Origin of the sequence: Oscillibacter sp. KLE 1745 (assembly GCF_000469445.2) — a bacterium.
GTDB classification, from domain to species: Bacteria; Bacillota; Clostridia; order Oscillospirales; family Oscillospiraceae; genus Oscillibacter; species Oscillibacter welbionis.
Window position 1 is genome coordinate 1 of the sequence record NZ_KI271748.1, and the last position, 20,350, is coordinate 20,350.

The 20,350-nt window shown below is 54.7% G+C and carries 18 protein-coding genes; 10 read left to right on the top strand and 8 right to left on the bottom strand.

Going from position 1 to position 20,350, the window contains the following annotated elements; genetic code table 11:
- Positions 1–87 precede the first annotated feature (87 nt).
- Both HMPREF1546_RS13130 and HMPREF1546_RS13135 read right to left on the bottom strand, forming a co-directional pair.
- On the bottom strand, positions 88–294 hold the full coding sequence (locus HMPREF1546_RS13130) for a DNA-binding protein (RefSeq protein ID WP_021747357.1): 207 nt from the start codon (positions 292–294) through the stop codon (positions 88–90).
- Entirely contained in the window at positions 272–1,834 is a 1,563-nt protein-coding gene (locus HMPREF1546_RS13135) for a phage/plasmid primase, P4 family (protein WP_021747358.1), read from the bottom strand. Before HMPREF1546_RS13135 ends, HMPREF1546_RS13130 begins: the two co-directional genes overlap by 23 nt.
- 197 nt (positions 1,835–2,031) lie before the next feature.
- Between HMPREF1546_RS13135 and HMPREF1546_RS13140 the strand changes: the two genes are divergently transcribed.
- Entirely contained in the window at positions 2,032–2,787 is a 756-nt protein-coding gene (locus tag HMPREF1546_RS13140) for a hypothetical protein (RefSeq protein WP_036629194.1), read from the top strand.
- A gap of 216 nt (positions 2,788–3,003) precedes the next feature.
- On the opposite strand, the gene HMPREF1546_RS13145 is transcribed toward HMPREF1546_RS13140, so the two are convergent.
- On the bottom strand, positions 3,004–3,216 hold the full coding sequence (locus tag HMPREF1546_RS13145) for a helix-turn-helix domain-containing protein (protein WP_083491020.1): 213 nt from the start codon (positions 3,214–3,216) through the stop codon (positions 3,004–3,006).
- A gap of 107 nt (positions 3,217–3,323) precedes the next feature.
- Between HMPREF1546_RS13145 and HMPREF1546_RS18935 the strand changes: the two genes are divergently transcribed.
- The 3 genes from HMPREF1546_RS18935 to HMPREF1546_RS13155 are packed head-to-tail and all read left to right on the top strand — an operon-like array spanning position 3,324 to position 5,626.
- Positions 3,324–3,575 carry a hypothetical protein gene (locus tag HMPREF1546_RS18935; RefSeq protein WP_147629868.1) on the top strand — a complete coding sequence of 84 codons (252 nt, stop codon included), beginning with the start codon at positions 3,324–3,326 and terminating at the stop codon, positions 3,573–3,575.
- Positions 3,576–3,578: 3 nt separating this feature from the next.
- A complete protein-coding gene (locus HMPREF1546_RS13150) occupies positions 3,579–4,694 on the top strand; it encodes an amidoligase family protein (RefSeq protein WP_021751519.1) in 1,116 nt (371 codons plus the stop codon).
- A gap of 2 nt (positions 4,695–4,696) precedes the next feature.
- Entirely contained in the window at positions 4,697–5,626 is a 930-nt protein-coding gene (locus tag HMPREF1546_RS13155) for a hypothetical protein (protein ID WP_083491021.1), read from the top strand.
- Between the two features lie 43 nt (positions 5,627–5,669).
- Here the strand turns inward: HMPREF1546_RS13155 and HMPREF1546_RS13160 are convergent, their stop codons facing one another.
- Positions 5,670–6,002, bottom strand: coding sequence for a helix-turn-helix domain-containing protein (locus HMPREF1546_RS13160; RefSeq protein WP_021751517.1), 333 nt, complete (start codon positions 6,000–6,002; stop codon positions 5,670–5,672).
- Between the two features lie 175 nt (positions 6,003–6,177).
- Between HMPREF1546_RS13160 and HMPREF1546_RS13165 the strand changes: the two genes are divergently transcribed.
- From HMPREF1546_RS13165 to HMPREF1546_RS13180, 5 genes are all read left to right on the top strand, one after another.
- Positions 6,178–7,146: a YafY family protein gene (locus HMPREF1546_RS13165; protein ID WP_301546215.1), complete on the top strand. Its 969-nt coding sequence runs from the start codon at positions 6,178–6,180 to the stop codon at positions 7,144–7,146.
- Positions 7,146–8,435, top strand: coding sequence for a hypothetical protein (locus tag HMPREF1546_RS18940; protein ID WP_147629869.1), 1,290 nt, complete (start codon positions 7,146–7,148; stop codon positions 8,433–8,435). The genes HMPREF1546_RS13165 and HMPREF1546_RS18940 overlap by 1 nt, the downstream gene beginning before the upstream one ends.
- Before the next feature lie 9 nt (positions 8,436–8,444).
- Positions 8,445–8,696, top strand: coding sequence for a YkgJ family cysteine cluster protein (locus HMPREF1546_RS18450; protein WP_021751514.1), 252 nt, complete (start codon positions 8,445–8,447; stop codon positions 8,694–8,696).
- A gap of 12 nt (positions 8,697–8,708) precedes the next feature.
- Positions 8,709–9,749, top strand: coding sequence for a hypothetical protein (locus HMPREF1546_RS13175; protein WP_021751513.1), 1,041 nt, complete (start codon positions 8,709–8,711; stop codon positions 9,747–9,749).
- Between the two features lie 844 nt (positions 9,750–10,593).
- Positions 10,594–12,747, top strand: a complete 2,154-nt coding sequence (locus tag HMPREF1546_RS13180) for an ATP-dependent helicase (protein WP_025544193.1) — start codon at positions 10,594–10,596, stop codon at positions 12,745–12,747.
- A 227-nt stretch (positions 12,748–12,974) separates the two neighbouring features.
- Here HMPREF1546_RS13180 and HMPREF1546_RS13185 read toward each other — a convergent pair whose 3' ends face one another.
- The 4 genes from HMPREF1546_RS13185 to HMPREF1546_RS13200 all read right to left on the bottom strand — a co-directional run bounded on the left by HMPREF1546_RS13185 (position 12,975) and on the right by HMPREF1546_RS13200 (position 19,196).
- A complete protein-coding gene (locus HMPREF1546_RS13185; RefSeq protein WP_021751510.1) occupies positions 12,975–14,774 on the bottom strand; it encodes an ABC transporter ATP-binding protein in 1,800 nt (599 codons plus the stop codon).
- Between the two features lie 13 nt (positions 14,775–14,787).
- Entirely contained in the window at positions 14,788–16,548 is a 1,761-nt protein-coding gene (locus tag HMPREF1546_RS13190; protein WP_021751509.1) for an ABC transporter ATP-binding protein, read from the bottom strand.
- 332 nt (positions 16,549–16,880) lie between these two features.
- Positions 16,881–17,510, bottom strand: coding sequence for a TetR/AcrR family transcriptional regulator (locus tag HMPREF1546_RS13195; protein ID WP_021751507.1), 630 nt, complete (start codon positions 17,508–17,510; stop codon positions 16,881–16,883).
- Between the two features lie 777 nt (positions 17,511–18,287).
- On the bottom strand, positions 18,288–19,196 hold the full coding sequence (locus tag HMPREF1546_RS13200; RefSeq protein ID WP_021751505.1) for a LysR family transcriptional regulator: 909 nt from the start codon (positions 19,194–19,196) through the stop codon (positions 18,288–18,290).
- Positions 19,197–19,434: 238 nt separating this feature from the next.
- Here HMPREF1546_RS13200 and HMPREF1546_RS13205 point away from each other — a divergent pair, with 238 nt between their 5' ends.
- Entirely contained in the window at positions 19,435–20,283 is an 849-nt protein-coding gene (locus HMPREF1546_RS13205; protein WP_051320032.1) for a hypothetical protein, read from the top strand.
- Positions 20,284–20,350: the final 67 nt, after the last annotated feature.

Here is a 20,350-nt window from a genome sequence, read left to right on the forward strand (position 1 = left end):
GCGGTGGTTTGCTCTCCAAGCAAACCACCGCCCGCCTACTCTTGACGTGCCTAGGGCCAGATGGTAAAATCAGGGTAACGCATCCTTTCAGGCCGCAGCGGGTACTTTGGCCCGCTTGTAATAGTCCAGCAGAGCCTGGACGGTTGTCAGCCGCCGGTTGCCGACTGGCAGATACTCCAACTGCCCATCCTCCATCAGCTGGCGGATGCGGTTGACGCCGAGGCCGCTGATTTTTGCTGCTTGCTCCGGGGATAAGAAGAGCGGGAGATCTTCACGCTTTTTCTTGCTGGACATCGTCTTCCTCCCTCTTTGAAATGATATGTGGTCCACCTTCCGTGGAACTTTCTCCCCTTAGCCACGAAGGCGTTCGAGGCTGTTGTTCCAAAGTTCCATGGGATTCGCTTTTCTTTAGAGAGATTCCCACATGTCCTTGCCGGTTCTCTTTTCCGATACGGATGCGCTTGGCGTAGACGCCTGGAATTCCGGACAAAAGGTCATGGAACTGGCTGAGTGAGAGTGCCTCCAGCCCATTCTGTGCGCAATAATCCACGAATGCCGCAAAGAGGTCCGTATTGAATACGCGAGCCTCCGGGGAGAGGATACAGCGTTCCTTTATAAAACCGGACAGGACGTTTGATCGATTGACAAACGATTCCAGAAATGCCTTAGAATCCTCCGGCAGAGCAAACACAAAATTCCGTTCCATGAGGTCCTGCAAGGCATGAAGCGCAAGGGTCACAATGGAGTCCGCCTCTTTGCAAAGCCTGCCCAGCAGGTTCTTGTCCTGTTTCTCCGGCGGGATGCTCTGATTGAAGAGTAGGACCACGAGCCGATTTGCGAAGGCAGCTGTGGTGTCCGCCTCAGTCGTCCGCGGCAGCGTGTTGCCTGCAAACAGCAGCTTGCATCGGGGGGAAAAGTAGAAAGGGTCTCGTCCCTTGAATTCCCCCATGATCCGATCAGAGCCGGTGATGGACTTGAAAAGAGAAATATCGCGGAGCGCCCGACCTGCAATCTCACCGGCAATATTGACCTTCTTTCCTGCCAGTTCGGCCCGCGAAAAACGGTCTCCCAGCTGATGAAGCGGTACGTTTGAAACCAGAGAAGGATCGAACATCTGTCCGGTAAATTCAGCCACAATACTTTTTCCAGAATTTGGCTGACCTTGCAGGAAGAAGGCGCACTTGCCAACGGTTAGATCCGAGCAGATGTAGCCAATTATCTCCAGAAGCAGCTGCCGCTTTTGTGTGTCACCGTCGAGAGAAGAACGGCAGAACGCCTCAAAGGTGGGGCAGTTGATGTATTTTGGATCTTGCAAGTAGCTCGCATTGACCTGATAAGTAAATCGAAACCGGGAATCGTGCGGCATCAGTTCTCCTGTTTCCAGGTTGAAAACCCCGTTTTCCAAGTTCACGAGTTCCTTGCTCTGGTTAAATGTATCACGGCAGCACCGGAGGTCTTCCCTCCAAGTTAAACGCTGGGCGATCTCCCGGATGTCATTTGCCAAAAGGCTTCGGGTCGTGATCTCCGGGAAGAAGTTCGCCAGCCATGCCGTCAGCTGGGGAATGGGCCGGTAGTAGCCCAGCTCTTCGTCATAGGCGAACGGCTCCCCGTCCTCGGTAAACAGGAGAACGTTGGCTTTTGCGATCTGCTCCACCAGATCGGAGAAGAAGTTAGCGCGCTTCCGAGGGCTTTTGGCAGTGGGAGAAGGTTCTTCGGGAGTTCTCGGCGGCGCGTCTTCTCCGCGTAGCACTTGTTTCCATTCCTGTATTTCTGCTGACCGCATCTGTTCCCAGATGCCCTGTGGTTCATCATCGAAGTTGTCGTGGTAAAACATGGCTCTCCTCCTTGGCTTTACGAAGCGCTTCGGTGTTTTCAGCTGATGGTGCCAGTATAGCCCACCCCCCGGTTAAGTGAAACCGAGGTGAATTTTCAAAACTTGAATGTTGAAAATCCGGCATACTTGACGAGTTCGGTGCAAAAAACTTTGAATTCTTGAGAAAAAGCCAACTGCTCTGAAGGAGAGAGGTATTTTTGAGCTTGGAAAAAATCATCAACGAAAAATATTTTGGTGAATTGAAGGATCAAATTCTCCACCATTGGGATGCTTTATATGTCGCAGATGGTATGGAGAAAAATGATTTTTACGAAAAATACACTTTGCCTACAGGGAAATATTGGTACGGCGATCTTGCCTACCGAATCTCCAGCCTGGAAAAACAGATGGGCTGGAAAAATTTCAAGCAGTTTCCCAAAAGCATAGTAAGTAAGGATATCCTGCTAAAAAGACTGGCTGAATTTCATTATCTTTACCCGCAGACAGAATGTGCGGCAGCTTTCCTGCCGCTTCCAATGACAAATTTCTTTCTGAATTGGTCATTAGATCAGTTTGTCTCTCGCCTGTATCTGCCGGAAAAAGCTCTTTCTGGCGATTTTGTAAAAGAAGTGCGGATGTTTCAGGAAATTCCTCCTGTTTACACGACGTATTCAAAACTTTTCAGCAATCCGGGAAGTGGGTTTATATCTTCAAAAAACGCGCAAAGAGCATTGGCGATGTACCGGAGAATCATCGTGTTTTTCCTGATTATGCAAGCTACGCGAAATCGGGCCAATATTCCACTGTCCTTTTATACATTCGCTGCCATGACTGGGTATTTTCAATATTTGGGCAATGAAGTTGAGCAGATTCTCTGTAAAATTGAAGATACGGGTTTGGACCATATCCTGAAAAAACAACAGAGTCAGCGAAAATTACGGAAGAAATCTGTGCGTATATCGACAACTCCATGAGCGAATTTGGAGAATATGGCCAGCAGGATTGTATATACCATTCGAAGTCCTTGTGTATTTTTATTGGCAATCTTCGACAGGAGCTTTACGCTGACCGGGAAGATGCCATTCCGGAAGATGAATCGGACATGATAGCACGGCTGGATGACTGGAAGGGTCGGGTGATTCAGGGCGAAGATTTATACACAAGGATTAATTCAGATTATCCGGGACTCTTTAGTGATATGCTAGAAAAGCATGAAGATGCTCCAGGTTGATCCTCCATGCTTTCCCAATCCGAACTGCCGGTAGCTCCCCCGACTTCAAGAGCCTGTACATGGTGTTCTTCCCCACGCCGAGAATGTCCATGGCCTCGGCGGCGGTCAGTACCACGGGCAAATGCTCCTGTTTATAGGCATCCAGGGCTTCTCTGTATTCGCTATGATCCATTTTCAATTCCTCCATTCTGTGTGATTACCCCCCTGTTTTCCAGATAGCGCCTTGTTTGCTTTTCCTGTCCCTTTCAAAGAAATATTATTCTTATAGAACGGCGGCGATTGCTGAATGCCAAAGGCATTCAGCAATCGCCGCCGCTTTTTCATTTTGAAAGGAAAAAGGAGGAAAACCATGCTGAACACACTGCTTTCCGTGATCCGCGCTATTCTGGTGGAGCTGGTAGACCAGCTGCTCCGCAAGGTCTGCACCCTGGGGTGAAAACTGATTCTAGGAAAAATGTCCTGGGGATCATCCTGGCTGCCGCCGCTGCTATCTTATGTACGATCATCGACCAAGTGATGAAGGAGGAATGAGTGATGAAAGAGGAAACCTATGTCTGCGCGATCTGCGGACGTGAATACCTTATCTCCCAGCGGGAAGAGTTCGATGGGCAATTCCTTTGCCCGCACTGTTTTGCAGAAGAGACTGTGGCCTGCCATGTCTGCGGGGAACGGGTCTGGACTGATGACAATGCTGGGAACAGTGACACGCCGCTCTGCGAGCGTTGCTATGACCGCTATTACACCAACTGCGTCCGCTGCGGGGAGCTGCTTCACAACGACGAAGCCTACTATGACCGGGACGACCCGGACGAGGAAGAGCCGCTCTGCCATGCCTGCTATACTCGGACCGCCGGAGAATGGGCCATTCAGGACTACTGCTACAAACCGGAGCCGATTTTCTATGGAGACGGCCCCAGATTCTTTGGCGTGGAACTGGAAATTGATGGCGCTGGGGAGTATGGCTCCAACGCCAAAAAGCTCCTGCGGATCGCCAACGAGGAAGAGGAACGGATCTACTGCAAGCATGATGGCTCTCTGGAAGAGGGATTTGAGATCGTCACGCACCCCATGTCCCTGAGCTACCAGCTCCGGCAGATGCCTTGGGAGCAAATTTGCAAGGGAGCCGTGGAGCTGGGCTACACCAGCCATCAGGCCGGGACTTGCGGCCTTCACATCCATGTGAGCCGTCTGGCCTTTGGAGAGACCGAGGTACAGCAGGACACCGCCATTGCCCGTGTCCTGTACTTTTTTGAGAAGCACTGGGAAGAGCTGCTGAAATTCAGCCGCCGGACACCCCATCAGCTGGAACAGTGGGCGGCTCGGTATGGCTATAAGGAGCAGCCCATGGAGATCCTGGATCACGCCAAGAAGGGGTATCACGGCGGGCGCTATACCTGCGTAAACCTCACCAACCGGGACACCATCGAATTCCGGATGTTCCGGGGAACACTCAAATACAATACCCTGATCGCCACGTTGCAGCTCGTTGACCGGATCTGTGACGTGGCGATCTATCTGTCTGATGACGAGCTGAAAGCCCTGTCCTGGACCACCTTTGTCTCCGGCTGTCAGGCCACAGAGCTGGTGCGGTATCTGAAAGAGCGGCGTCTGTATGTCAATGAGCCGGTCATGGCGGAAGTGGAGGTGTGAAGATGTGCTGCCTGTTTGGATTGATTGACATGGAGCTGCGCTTCACCGGGAAGGAGAAGTCCAAGCTGCTCCATGCACTGGCCTCTGCCAGTGAGGCCAGGGGAACGGACGCCACCGGTGTGGCTTACGATTCCGGCAGGAATCTCCACATCTATAAGAAACCCATTTCCGGCCACAAACTGAACTTCTACATCCGCGACAACTCCCGCTTTGCCATGGGCCACACCCGGATGACGACCCAGGGCAGCGCCAGGAGAAACTACAACAACCACCCCTTCCGTGGGATCACACGGACCGGGACCTTTGCCCTGGCCCACAATGGCGTTTTGGACAATGACATCAGCCTGCGGAAGAGCCTTCATCTGCCCAAGACTAGGATCGAGACGGACAGCTACATCGCCGTCCAGCTGATCGTGCAAAAGGGCATTCTGAGCTTTGACAGCCTCCGGTACATGGCGGAGCTGCTGGAAGGCTCCTTCACGATCACGGTGCTGGGAGATGACGGAAGTTTCTACATCGTCAAGGGGGACAACCCTTTCTGCCTGTATTTTTTCCCAGACAGCGGCCTCTATCTCTATGCCTCCACGGAGGACATTCTTCGTCAGGCTCTCCGGAAAATTCAAGCGCCCCTCGGAAAGAGCCGGAAGGTTCCTGTCCAGTGCGGAGAGATTCTGCGGATCAACCAGACCGGGCGGCTCGACCGAGAGACCTTTGATGACAGCAAGCTGTTCCGGTGCCGATACCCCCGGTTCCTGATGGATGATCCCTACTGCCGCAGCTTCCCCCATGCGGCAGAAGGCACGTCCCATCTGGATGAACTGAAAACCGTGGCGCTGGCCTTCGGGTATTCTCCGGAGGATATTGACCTGCTGGCCGCCCAGGGCTTCACCGCTGATGAGCTGGAAGACCTGTTTTACAGCGGTGAGATCTAATCCATTCTCCATTTGGGAGTGGACGCAAAAAAAGAATCGCTTGTCAAAGCGATTCTTTTTTTGCGTTCATTGCCATGATGAAGGTTTTCAGCAACTGTTCCGCATAGGCCAGCTCGGAGGGGGAACAGCTGCGGAGCAGCTGGGTGATGGGGCTGGAACTCTCGGCGTTCTCTCTGCCGAAGAGAATAAAGTCCGTAGACAGGCGCAGGACCTCGGAGATCCGGTACAGGGTCTGGACGGACATCCCCTTGACACCCAACTCAATGTCCGAGCAGAACTTCGGCGTCACGTCTAGCAGCTCTGCGAACTGCTCCCGTGTGTACCCCAGAAATTCCCGCTGCCTTCGAATTCTTCCACCGATTGATACCCAGTCCATAGCGCCCCTCCGTTTTCTCTCAGTTTAACCCGAAGAGTTTAGACTATAAATGAACTTGCAGGGTTGAATAGGAAGAACTTTTAGAGTATAATCATATTGAACTTTCAGCGGGATTTTTTCACATGGACAGAAAGTGTCTATGTCCGCTGCTATGATAGAGACAGGAGGTGGTGGTGTGGAGACAGACAAGAACAGCCGCCTGCTGTATCTCTATGAGATGCTGGTCCGCGGAGAGGGATTGCAGAAAAAAGAAGCTGTCGCTCGCTTCGGTGTCAACGAGCGCAGCATCCAGAGGGACATCGACTGCCTGCGCAATTTTTTTGCCGGTCAGGAGCCGCCGCAGGAAATCTTATACAATGCGAAGGAGCGGCGGTATGAACTGACCTCCGCCGCCGAAACCTTCCTCACCTGCGGGGAGCTGCTGGCGGTGTGCAAGATCCTGCTGGACAGCCGCTCCATGCCGAAGGACGAGATGGAGCCGATTCTGGATAAGCTCCTGAGCCGGTGTGCCTCCCCGCAGGGCCGGAAGCTCCTTGGACAGATCTTGGCAAATGAGCGGTTTTACTATGTGGAGCCGCATCATAGGAAACGGCTCTCGAACCAGCTTTGGACACTGGGGCTGGCGATTTGGAGCCATTCCGTGGTCGAGGCAGTCTATCGCACCCAGCAGGGAGAGCGGAAGAGCCGGCGGCTCCAGCCTGTGGGCCTGCTGTTTTCGGAATACTATTTTTATTTGACCGCTTTTATCGAGGGCATCGACCGGGCAGAGCACTTTGAGAACGCCGACGATCCCTTTCCTACGATCTACCGGGTGGATAGGATCGAGAAGATCCAGGTGCTGGACGAGCACTTCCAGGTGCCATACAGCCGCCGTTTCTCTGAGGGGGAGTTCCGGAAGCGGGTCCAGTTCATGTACGGCGGGAAACTGGAAACGGTGCGTTTTATCTATAAAGGCCCTTCTGTGGAGGCGGTACTGGACCGGCTCCCCACGGCGGAGATCCTCAGTGAGCACGACGGATGCTATGAGATCCGCGCAGAGGTCTTTGGCAAGGGCATTGAAATGTGGTTGAGAAGCCAGGGGGACCATGTAATTCGGAAAGACTGCCCGCAAAAAACGAATGAGCAAGGAAAGGGGATGCAATAATGGAGGATTTAATTGGAAAAAAAGATGGTGAACTGCTACAGAAACACGCCTGCGATTCATCCGACTATTTAATTGCAGTGGCCTGTGGGGCAGTCTCTGGTTTAGTTGATATTTTTCTAGTAGGTGCACCGAGTCAAAGCGTCATTGGGAAATGGACGGATGCACAAGTAGATGAAGCCGTAAAAAAATTTGCAAAAAAAAGTGGATGGTCTCCACGACCTGGAAAAGAAGGCAGCGTTGCTAGTGCAATCGGTTATCTAGAAAGACAATATAAAGTCAACTACGACCAGAGATATTCAGCGGATGTGGGCAGTGCATTCAATATGAGTACCAAAAACCACCACATCAAATCTCTGTCACATTCGCCCGATGTCATCGGATTGTTTTTCTCAGTCTTAAATCAATTTACATCTACATCTTCGTTTGTGAGCGGGGGAAAGCTGGTTACTATCAAAACAGAATCCTTTGAATTGCAAGGCAATAACCTTGTCTCTAAAGTTTTCTGCGGCATTGTAAATTGGTTTGGACACATCATGTCCGACGTTGCGGGAAGTTCTGGTAGCCGCGGTAACGTTGGAAGAGGATCAGGTGTGGCGATTCCATTTTTTGAACTCTTCCAATTTTGCAACTTCGGAAAATTCAACATTGGACAGGATAAACAAGATTTGGCCACATTGGCTGTTCGAGCCTTTCAAGAGGGGTACGACGCCCGGTTTGGCATAGCCATGTCGCTTCCTGTACTACTTTGTGAGCTATTGGTCCGTTTTATATGGATGATAAAGCAGCGATTCTATTTTAAGAAGCCATTAAAGGAATGCATCCCCACCCAGTCACATACCGACTTGCGCATAATGCTCCTTTTCGGACATGGTACATTATGTTTGATGGATGGGGCAGATGCATTGATCCGTTCTGGTGGAAATTGGCTGCTGTTTTTTACTCGTATGAACATCATCGCATGGGGACGTTTCACAGTGCTGGTGCTAAAGGAGATTTGTCTTAGGGCTGGTATTCAAGCGCCTCTGCAAAAGCAGTTGGATGCCTATAGGAGAATCACCGCATCACTGCAAACATACATGGAGCAGCTCAAAAGAATTGATTTGGCTGCATTCCAAAAAGAAACCGCCCTATACCAACCGCTCGAAAGTTATATTGACTGCATTGAAGACGAAAAGAGCCTCAATCTCTTCTTGAAAAAGAACATGGTGGAGCTTGGAATTTCGATTCCCTGGGAAGGTGATTTTGACACTTTTATGAGGGATAAGAGCCAGCATCTGATTTACGAATGAGCAATTGATATGTTTAAGTGTGATCGTTGTGGAGCCTGCTGTCGGCACCTGGATCTATCTAAGCTGTATGCAGAGCTGGATCGGGGCGATGGCACCTGCAAATATCTGTCTGGAAACCTGTGCAGCATTTATGAGAAACGTCCATTGCTGTGCAGAGTTGATGAGAGCTACCAGAAATTCTTTAAGGAAGTGATGTCCATCGATACATATTATCGTATAAACCGCGAGGCCTGTCAGAAGCTAAAGAGTTTAGAGAAATAGGAGGATTTGTTTATGCCTTTACCCGCAATTTTAGGAGCTGCCGCCGCGATTGCCGGCGCCACCGGCGTGGGAAGCGCTATCCATGGCGGCGTTAAAATGAAGAAAGCCAACGACACGATGAAGAAGGCTCAGACGGAGCATCAAGAAAATATCGCCCGGTTTGAATTGCAAAATAAGCGTGCAACGACTGCTATGGACCGGCTGGGCAAGCAGGAATTAGAAATCCTGCAAAGCTTTGAGAAATTTACCTCAATTTTCGAACGAATCCAGAATAAGCCTGAGTTCAAGTCCTACCGCAAAGGGGATGTGGAGATTCCTGCCTACAACCCGGAGGATCTGAAAGAGGTTTCTGTGGGAGCCGGTGTCCTCCTTGGCGGTCTAGGTGGTGCGGCCTTGGGCACTGCCGGCGGGTTTGCCGCTGCTGGGGCAACGACTGCTGCTGTCATGGCCTTTGGAACAGCCTCTACCGGCACGGCGATAGCATCTTTGAGTGGGGCAGCTGCCACAAATGCAACTTTGGCAGCTCTTGGTGGCGGAGCGCTGGCCGCTGGGGGAGGTGGTATTGCACTTGGGACCACCATTCTTGGTGCTACGACATTGGGCATGGGAATTCTTGTCGGAGGAATTATTTTCAGTTTGACGGGAAACAAGCTGTCGGACAAGGCTGATGAAGCTATGGCCCAGATGGAGAAAGCCAAGGCAGAAATCGACCGGCTTTGTGCCTATCTCGAATCTTTGTACATGACAGAAGAGCGGTTCGAAAAAGCTCTGTCTGCTACCAACAATGTGTATATGCGACATCTCGCCCAACTGGGCAACTTGGTGATTCTTACCGGAAAAACTGACTGGAACGAATTTACCGATTCGGAGAAACTTATGACAGAGAACACTGTCCAACTGGTAGCTCTCCTCTTCCAGATGTGCAAAGTCCAGCTCGTTCTCTCCAGTGGCTCCACTACCGAGGTCAATCGAATTAACCAGGTCGACATTGATTTGGCTATCAATAGTTCCGATGCGTTCCTGAAAGAAAAGGGACTTACAGCTCTGACTTGATAGAAAGTATAGAGGTTTAAGACAAGTCTACGACCTCCGCTCCCACATCGTCAAAATTTTGGCCTTCGGCGCCCTGTCGGGAAGGCGTCAAATGAAGGCCTACAACCCCCGTCCGGCCAGGGGGTTGCACGGCCTTCATTTGACGCGGCTTAAGCCGCGATGTCTCTGACGTTACCCCAGGGAGGATGATTGCTTAGCGTGGTGCCGAAATGGTGCTTTTGCCGATCTGTGATGATATGAAGTCAGAAATTCACCAGTGTGAAGAAAAATGGAATTCTTCTAATATATAGCTACTTTCCATGGCAAAATAAAACGTTATGCACAAATACAAGCAAATATTTTATGCATTATTCCCCTCGAAATCAGTTTGCGAGCAATCGCACGAGGGTTCGAATCCCTCCCGCTGCGCCAAAATGAATGACCCTGCCTGATTTGGGCGAATGCTTGGCGTTATTTTGGGTCAGGCAGGGTTATTTTAAGTATGAACCCCTTGCATTGCAAGGGGTTCATACTTCCTTGTATTAAGCACTTATGCTGCAGGCAAAGTACAAAACATTGAAATGATAGAGGTCAAATCCCTGTTATGCCACTGAAATATGGTCCACAAAAGAATTTTCTAAGGCAGAAGATATGATTTGTGAACTTGGCCTGAAATAAGTGTGATTTGCGGCACAAGGACTCCCTATACCTGCGGTTAATTTGAATGTCTGCATCCTTCTTCCCTGTTCTTCGTATGCCAAACCTCAGCCATAGGAGATCTGATGGATTTTTCAGAAGAGGTTGAGAACATCTGCGGGTTCTGATATAATGGAAGAAACAGATGTTCGACAGGGAGGACACCACGATGACCGATTTGCTCTCCGGCCTCAACGCTGCCCAGCGCCAGGCTGTGACCGAAACCGAAGGATTTGTCCGTGTCATTGCCGGAGCCGGCTCCGGCAAGACAAGGGCGCTCTCCCATCGTTTTGCCTTTCTGGTGAACGAGCTGGGCATCCTGCCGGGAAATATCCTCTGCGTCACCTTCACCAACAAATCCGCAAATGAGATGCGCCAGCGCATCCACATCCTCACCGGCGACAATGACACGGGCTATATCAACACCTTCCACGGTTTCTGCGTCTCCGTGCTCCAGGAGGACAGCTACGCCGTCCAGTATCCCAAAAGCTTTCTGGTGCTGGACAACGCGGACATCGACGCTATGCTCCAAATCATCTACGAGGAGCGGGGATTGACGCTGCGGGATATGACCTTCTCCGCAGCCCGGGACATGGTCGAGATGCAGAAGCTGTTCAAGCGTCCGGACTACTATCTGGATATGATCGCCATGCCTCTGGACACGCTGAAGGAGAAGTATGACCAGGCGGACACCCCGGCAGACATCATTTTCTACGGCTATCTGTATCAGGAGAAGAAGTGTTTCGGACTGGATTATAACGACCTGATCAAGTTCTCCCTGTATATTTTCCAGCAGCATCCTGACATTCGGCTCAAGTGGCAGCAGCGGCTGGAGTACATCATGATCGACGAGTTCCAGGATATCGACCAGCTTCAGTACGAGCTGATGGAGGTTCTGTGCGGTTACCACAAGAACCTCTTCATCGTGGGAGACCCGGACCAGACCATCTACACCTGGCGGGGCGCCGACGTGAAGTACCTGCTGGACTTTGACAAGAAGTTTCCGGGGACAAAAACGATTCTAATGATGGAGAACTACCGCTCTGCGCCGGAGATTCTCTCTGCCGCGAATTCCCTGATCGACAAGAACCGGACTCGTATCAAAAAGGAATTGCAGCCCACGCTGCCCTCCGGCAGTCCGGTCATCTGCCACTTCGCGCAGACCCAGGAGGCGGAGGCCGAATGGATAGCGGGGGAGATGAAGGAGCTTCACGAGGCGGGCACGCCATACCGGGACATGACGGTGCTCTACCGGGCCCACTATGTGACCCGGGCGGTGGAGGAAGTCCTGCTGGGAGAGAAGATCCCCTATACGATTTACAGCGGCGTCCAGTTCTTTGACCGCATGGAAATCAAGGACGCCCTCTCGTACTTGCGGATGATTGCCTACAAGGACGACCTTTCCTTCCGGCGGATCGTCAACGTCCCCAAGCGGAATCTTGGGAAGCGGCGGATGGCATTTTTGCAGGAGTACGCAGAGAGGCAGGGCCGCTCCCTGTATCAGGCGCTGCAGGACAATCTGGAGGACCCACTTTTCAAAGGAACAGGCGCCGGAAGGTTTGTCGGCCTGATAGAGTCCTTTGCCGCCGGATATGGGGGGAGACCGGTGTCCGAGGTGCTTTCGGCCCTCCTCAATGAGAGCGGCTACGAGAAGATGCTCCGCACCGAGGGCAGCCAGGAACGGCTGGACAATCTGGCGGAGCTGAAGCAGTCGGTATATGAGTACGAGACCACCTGCGGGGAGGAGGTCACCCTGGAGCACTATCTGGCCCATGTGGCTCTGTTCACCAATGCCGACACGGCGGAGCAGGGAGACAAGGTGAGGCTGATGACCGTTCACGCCGCCAAGGGCCTGGAATTTCCCTATGTGTTCCTCTGCGGCATGAATGAGGGGATCTTCCCCTCCCGGAAGGTGCGGACGCAGCAGGCCATGGAGGAGGAGCGGCGGCTGGCGTTTGTGGCGCTGACACGGGCGGAGAAGGGACTGTACCTCTCCGAGGCAGACGGACGGAACTTCGACGGCACCCCCCGGTATCCCTCCCGCTTTCTTCTGGACATCGACCGCAATCTCCTGGCCTTCACCCGGCCGCCGGAGGAGGGCTTGATCCGGGCGGCCCGGGACTATATCGGCCACAGCCAGACCTATCTGCCGGAGACCGACGGGAACATGGCATTCTCCGTGGGGCAGCGGGTGAAGCATATTCTGTTCGGCTCCGGTACGGTGCTGGATGTGGACATGGACAAGGGTGCTCATGTGGTACAGTTCGATGAGATGGAGACGCCCCGAAAGATATCCTTCCGGGCGAAGCTGGAACGGATTTGACAAATCCTGGGAGGGATGGACGGGGGCTCCTGCCGCAATGCCGATCATTGGCGGGCCCGGGTGGAAGGAGCCCTGCCTCCAAAGCAAACCAGGCTCTCCGGAAAGGGAAACAGCTCCCGCTTTTCAAACGAATGGCTTGAAAAGCGGGAGCTGTTCTTTTCGCTTCAGCACGGCGGAGTCTGATTTTCCATACTGTCCAAATCACAGCCGCCCCCCTCTTCCTGGGATCACGAGGCCTTTTCAAACTGGCTGTTGTACAGGTCGGCGTAGAAGCCGCCTTTGGCCAGGAGTTCCTTGTGCGTGCCTTGCTCGATGATATCGCCGTCCTTCAGCACCAGAATCAGGTCGGCGTTTTTGATGGTGGACAGCCGGTGGGCGATGACAAAGCTGGTGCGGTGCTCCGTCAGCCGGTCCATGGCCTGCTGGGTGATGAGCTCTGTGCGGGTATCCACCGAGGAGGTGGCCTCGTCCAGAATCAGCATGGGATTGCTCTGAATCATGGCCCGGGCGATGGTGAGCAGCTGCTTCTGCCCGGAGGAAATGGCAATGCTGTCATCCAGCACGGTATCAAAGCCGTGGGGCAGGGTTTCGATGAAGTGATAGATGCCGCAGGCCCGGCAGGCCTCATCCAGCTGCTGGTCCGTGACCCAGGTCTTGTTGTAGACCAGATTTTCCCGGACAGTACCCTCAAACAGCCAGGTGTCCTGGAGTACCATGCTGAACAGGTCGTGGACGCCCTCCCGGGTCATTTCAGAGGTGGGCACGCCGTCGATTTTGATGTTTCCGCTGTTGATCTCAAAGAAGCGCATCAGCAGATTGACCATCGTGGTCTTGCCCGCTCCGGTGGGACCCACAATAGCCACCTTCTGCCCCGGCTGAATATGGGCAGAGAAGTCCTTGATGATGATCTTATCCGGATGATTCGGATAGCTGAATCGGACGTGTTCAAATTCGACTTCGCCCTGCACAGGAGAGAGTTCGGGGCGCTTGCCGGTCTCATCGGGCAGCTCTTTCTCGTGGAGAAAGTCGAAGACGTGGTCGCCGGCGGCTGCCGCCGTCTGCATCTGGGTCATGCCTTGGGCCAGGGTGCTCAGGGGAGAGGTGAACAGCCGCACATAGAGGATGAACGCAACAATGACGCCGAAGGAGATCTCTCCGCTCATGGCCAGGGCGGAACCCAGGACGCAGACCGCCACATAGCCCAGGTTGCCGATGATAGTCATCAGGGGCTGCATGATGCCGGAGAGGAACTGGCTGCGCCACTCTGCGTCGTACAGAACGGCATTCATCCCGCCGAAGGTCTCTTTTACCTGCTCGTTGGCCCGGGAGAGGCGCACCACGTCGTGGCCGGAGTACATCTCCTCAATATAGCCGTTCAGGGTGCTCAGGTTCTCCTGCCGGGCGGTGAAGTACTTCTGGGACCGGAGCATCACCGCAGCCATGATGAGGAAGCCCAGTGCCGTGACGGCAATGGCTGCCAGCGCCATACGCCACTCAGTGACAAACATCATCACCAGACAGCCGAGGAATTGGGCCACTGCGCTGATCATGGAGGGCAGGCTGTTGGCCAGGGCCTGCTGCAGAGTACTTACGTCGTTAGTGATGCGGCTGAGGATGTCACCATAAGACACCTTGCTGAAGTAGCTCATGGGCACCCGGTTGATTTTTCGGGACAGGTCCTGCCGCATATCCCGGGACAGCTCCAGGGTGACCGTAGCCATGATGAAGTGCTCCACATAGGTAAAGACGGCACTGAAGCCGTAGATCACCAGCAGGATTACGCCGGTGCGGCCGATGGCGGCCAGATCGATCTCCCCGTCCAGGGCGTCGGAGATGAGGTCCGTGATCCGACTGAGCAGGCTGGGGCCGATGATGGTCAGCACTGCGCCGGCCACGGCGAAGCAAAAGGCCGCAACAGAGGGCGCTTTCAATTTGTTGGAATAGGTGAACAGTTCTCTGAGCACACCGCCGATGCCGCGCCTGCTCTTTCCCGGCGCGCACATTCTGTTCTGCATCATCTTTGGCATCTTGGTTTCCTCCTTAAGCCCCCAGCTCTTCCTGGGAGAGCTGGGACCGGGCGATCTCCTGGTAGATCGGGCAGGTCTGCATCAGTTCCTCGTGGGTACCCATCCCCACCATCCTCCCCTCGTCCAGAACGATGATCTTGTCCGCGTTCCGGATGGTGCCGATCCGTTGAGCCACGATCAGTCGAGTGGTATCCTTTAGCTCCCGGTCCAGGCCGGCACGGAGCCTGGTATCCGTCCGGTAGTCCAGGGCGGAGAAGGAGTCGTCGAACACCAGGATCTCCGGGCGCCTCGCCAGGGCCCGGGCGATGGAGAGCCGCTGCTTCTGGCCGCCGGATACGTTGGTGCCTCCCTCGGCGATGGGGGCATGGATGCCTCCGGGCATCCTGTCCACAAACTCGCTGGCCTGGGCCAGCTCCAGAGCCTTTTGAACGTCCGCATCGGAATCCTTGCCCCGGCTGGCGCCGAACAGCACGTTGCCGCGGACGTCTCCGGAGAACAGGATGGCCTTCTGAGTTACATAGCCGATGCGGTCATACAGGGTGTCGAAGGTGTAGTCCCGAACGTCCACCCCGTCCACCAGCACAGTGCCCTCCGTGGCATCATAGAACCGGGCGGCCAGGCTGACCAGAGTGGTCTTGCCGCTGCCGGTGGCGCCGATAAAGGCCACGGTCTCCCCCCGCTTGGCCTGGAAGGTGATGTGCTCCAGGACATTCTTGTCCGAGGAGGGATAGTGGAAGGAGACGTCCCGGAACTCCACAGTACCGGTTTCCAGGGCATCGATGCGGGCGCCCTGAGTCAGGCTGTTCAGGGTCTCCAACACCTCATTGATCCGCTGGGCGGACACCTGGGCCGCCGGGAGCATCATGATAATCATGACCATCATCATAATAGACATGATGACGTAGGTGGCGTAGGTGCCGAACACCACGATGTCGCTGAAGGCGGCCAGCCGTGCGGCGGTGTCCGCGGCAGGGACGGCGTTCACGATGGAGGCACCCACCCAGTAGATCACCAGAGACAATGCGTTCATGGCCAGGGTGACGCCGGGCATCAGGAAGGCAAAGGCCCGCTGGTTGAACAACTGCGTGCGCATCAGTTCCTCGTTGCCCTTCCAGAACTTGGCGTTCTGGTAGTCCTCAGCGTTGTAGGCGTGGACAACATTGATACCGTTCAAGTTCTCCCGGGCCACCAGGTTGATATGGTCGGTGAGCTTTTGCACCCGGCGGAACCGGGGCACCACCACGCCGATGATGACCGCCATCATCACCAGCAGGGCGGCCACAAATCCGGCGGTGATAGCGGAGAGGGTCCAACTCTTGCCCACGATTTTGATGATGGCCCACACTGCCATGACGGGGGACTTGATTAGGATCTGCAGGCCCATGGCCGTCAGCATCTGCACCTGGGTGATGTCGTTGGTGGTGCGGTTGATGAGGCTGGGGACGGAGAAGGTCATCATCTCCTGCTGGCCGAAGTCTGCGATCTTATGAAACACCGCTTCCCGGATGGAAAAGCTGAACCCGGCAGCCACCTTGGCGGTCAGATAGCCGCAGATGACGCACAGCACCGCGCTGGCCAGGGTGCAGCCCAGCATTTCCAGGCCGGTATGCAGGATGTCCGACAGGGTGCTCCCCGGCGTTTTAATCAGAACGGTCAGGCTGCTCATGTAGTCGGGCAGCGCCAGATCGAAATAAATCTGCCCCAGGATGAGCACTGCGCACACGGCGGCCATGGCCCACTCCTGCCGCCGTAGGTTACGAAGTAATTTCAGCATATAAATCCTCCTTGTGGTATCATCAATTGCTGTTTTGCCGCCAGAACCGGCCGGAGAAGCAGGCGCGCAGGATCGAGGCCGCATCCTGAAAGATCAGCAGGCTCCCGCTGAGGATGCTGAGGTGCGGACGGCCCGGAGAGGGGCGCAGACCGGGAAAAATCCGCCCGCTGCCAATAGAAGAACCAAGGCGGTGCACCGGCCCCGGCCTGGTCCCTCCGGCCGCTTCAGATTAAAGGAGCTGACAAGTTTGCTGAAGCCCGGGTACAGCAGCCGCATTCCAAAGAGGTAGGGGAGTGCCGCGGCAGAGATCACGTTATCCACCGAACCGGAGATCATGCCGGATCTGCGTGGCGAAGAATCCCAAATAGGACCATATTCAGCAGTTCGCCTGCGGTTTCCAGCATGGCATGGAAATCCTGCGCGGGATGTCCGCCCTGATAACTCACAATCATATTCTGGAAAAGAGACTCGATGGTTTCCAAATAGCGGGTCACCATTTCAGGCTTCAAATCCGGCCGCAGCGGCATTTTGTCTATGAGCCCCTCGATAAATTCCTGATTCAAGCGCCGCATCGGTGCGCGCAGGGCCTGAATTTGCGCGGCCAGATGTTTGGGCGGACGGAGCATGGCGCTTTCAAAAACGAGCTTTTGCTGGGGATGAAGCTGGAAAAAGCACTCCCGGATCATGAAGAAATCTTTGACTGCGGCTGCCGTATCCTCCCCTGACAGATGGGCCATATCCCGTTCCACATGGGCCCTGAGCTCCTGGAAAGTGCGTTCGACGCACAGTAAAAACAACTCGTCCTTATTGGAGTAGTAGTGGTACATCATGCCCTTGGAGATCCCGTGGTTCCCACAGATCCGCTCCATGTTGACCTTGTCGTAGCCGTAGGTCCCGAACTCCTCCAGGGCGGCCTGATAAATCTCTTTTCTGCTGCGTTCCTGGCGCTCTTTCTGCGTCATGCTGCATATCCTCCTTCTGCCTGATCCAAAACCCCCGGCCCTGCCAAAACCCGGAACCAGGGAGACACCCGGGCGGGCAGCGGGAAAACGTCCGGACGGACAGGCCATTTTGACGTCCGACCAATTCCGCGCCGGTATGGGACCGGACACACGCCGTCAGGTTTGCAACCCGCGGCGGCTACTGCCTGAGGATTTTACAGACGATCTCGTCTATACTTTTGGAAGTATACTACTCCCGGATGGCCTCATCTATGTTTGCCTCGTGAACGGTTCATGAATTTTTTGAAAACGAGCCGGAGAGGCTGAGGCCGGGAGCGGCTGTCTGCCGCGGGCACGGCTCCCGGGCCCTTGATCGGCAGGGAGGCGCTCTGCTCCCGCGCACAAAGAAGCCGTGAGTCTGCGGAGGACCGCTCACAGCAGCGGTGCCAGCAGCCGCAGAAGCCCTTGAAACAGGCAGAACAGCGGTCCGCGACGGCAGATTGCGGCGGCTGCCTCCTGGCAGACGCCTTTTATTCCCCTTGCAGGACTCTGATTGAAAAAACATACGGGAAATTACCCAATTGAGCCCACGGCATTGGATATAACGAGAATGAAGTCAGCCGCTATTTAAAACCCCCAGGGACCGCTGCGCAGCAGTTCCTAGGGGTTTAAAATCTTTGCGGCAAGATGCGTGCAAAAGGCGTTCCTGCACACGCTGTCGGCAATGTTTGGAGCCATCGCACCAACAGGGACACACGCCGATGCGGACAAACTGCCCTGTGGGAGGCGGCACGCCGTTTATCCGGAATAGCGCTTGTGCAGGCGGTCAGTCAGATAGCGAATGAAGTGCTTCTCTCTGGGGCGGAGCGTAAATGTCCGGGAATGCAGCAGGGCCACGGCCATGGGAGCGCCGTCCGCGATGGGACAGCAGACGCAGTTCATCCGCCGGGCATCCTCCTCCGGAATGCTGATGCCGATGGCGATGTAATTGCCTTTGCGGACCGCGTCGAAGATCGTGCCGCGGTCGCAGATGTACAGCAGGTCTGTGTGGCTCTGGAGTCCCAGCACGTCCAGCGTATCGTCCGGATCGATGTGCGCGTCGGCGATGAAGGGATACCCTGTGAGATCCTTGAGCGAGACACGGGAAGAGTTGGTCAGTGGATGGGACTTGGACATCAGCGCGGTGACGGGAATAGAGCGCTGGAGGACCGTCATCTCCAGATTGTACTGGTCCGCCAGATCCATGTACTTGGGGATGACCTGCTCGAACAGCACCAAGATGCCCAGCCTGCAGTTCTGGGCCACGACGTTTTTCAGATTTTCCCGGAGGCCGGCCTCCAGAAATTTGTCGTGGGTCCTGTTCAGGTTGGGGAAGCAGTTTTTGTAATCAAAGAAACACTGGAGCACAAAGGCGGAGCGGGCGCAAATGATGGAGAGGCTGTCGCTCTCGGACATGGATTGCGGGATCTTCTGGATATTATTGCGCTCGGTGACGATCTTCTCAGCGTGGCTCATGAAAATCAGTCCCTCGGGCGTAGCGGTGATGCCGTTGGCCGTCCTGTGAAACAGGGGATAGCCGATCTCCTGTTCCACGTTCTTGATGATGGTGCTGAGATGGGACTGGGAGATATAGCAGTTTCGGGCGGCTTTGTTGACGGAGCCGCACTTGTACGCCTCCAGGATATAGACGAGGTGTTCTGTGTTCATGTCGCGCTCTCTTTCTCAAAACGGCGGAGGGACCTAATCCCAAATAGCGAAGGCTTAACAAAATCCCCTATAATCCGACAGCCAGGGGAGCATGTTATAATCGTAACAGGCAAAACAAAGGCGCCCGGTCAGAGGGGCGTTCAGATTTTATCAATCATTATAGCGCCAATTTTCAAAGAATACAAGATCCGCACCCGGCGGTGGAATGCGGATCAAAATGAGGGAAAGGAAGAGAGGCATGGCAGAGAAGAAGCGCGAAAAGTCCGTTGACGTGCTGGACCGGCTGTTCTGGACGGTGCAGCCACCTATGGGGCTGGTAAAGGGAGACTATTACCGGGCTGAGAATTGGTTTGCCCCGCATTTCCCGGGGGACAAGGGGTATCACGGCATTCTGGAAGTGGTCCGGCGGGACGGAACCCTGCAGATGGTGGAGTTCAACGAGATTAACAACCCCACCTATTACATCAGACGGTACCAGGGCGTTTCCAAGCGGCTGTCCGACTACGGCTTTCTGCAGGCCACCAAGGAGCGGACCGCCAAGTCCGGCGTGGTGCTGGTAAACGGCCTGACCCATCTGGAAGAGCAGATGGTGGCGGAGAACCGCCTCACAGGCGAGTTTGACCTGCTCACCGGCGCCTCCAACAGCATCAAGCGGTCTATGCTCCCACTGGCAGAGGAGATCGCGGGGCGGCTGGACAAGCCCTCCGGCCAGGTGTATTACGGCCTGTCCCAGGCGGTGGAGCCCGGCGTCACCGGGCGCTTGCAGATCGTGCTGGAGGCGGGAAAGATCATCTCCTGCGCCTACGACGAGATCTTTGCCGACCGGCAGGAGGAGATTGAGGACCCGGAGCTCAAGCCCTATTACCGGCAGTCCAAATATCACTGCCCGGACTACATCTCCACCATCGGGGCCGGGTTCAACAGCATCTTCGACCTGCTCAGCGCCCGGGTGCTGGAGACCCAGAGCCTCACCGACCTGACCGGGCTCCCCTTCACGGAGGAGCCCAAGCGAGCGAAGGAATGGGACAACTATCTGGAGCTGGCGAGGCGGATGGAGGATGCTCTGGCGGCCGACGGCCTGCGCTGAGCACACAATCAGGAATGTGACCGCCGGGGGCGGTTTCAGAAATATATCACCACCACGTCAGGAGGAG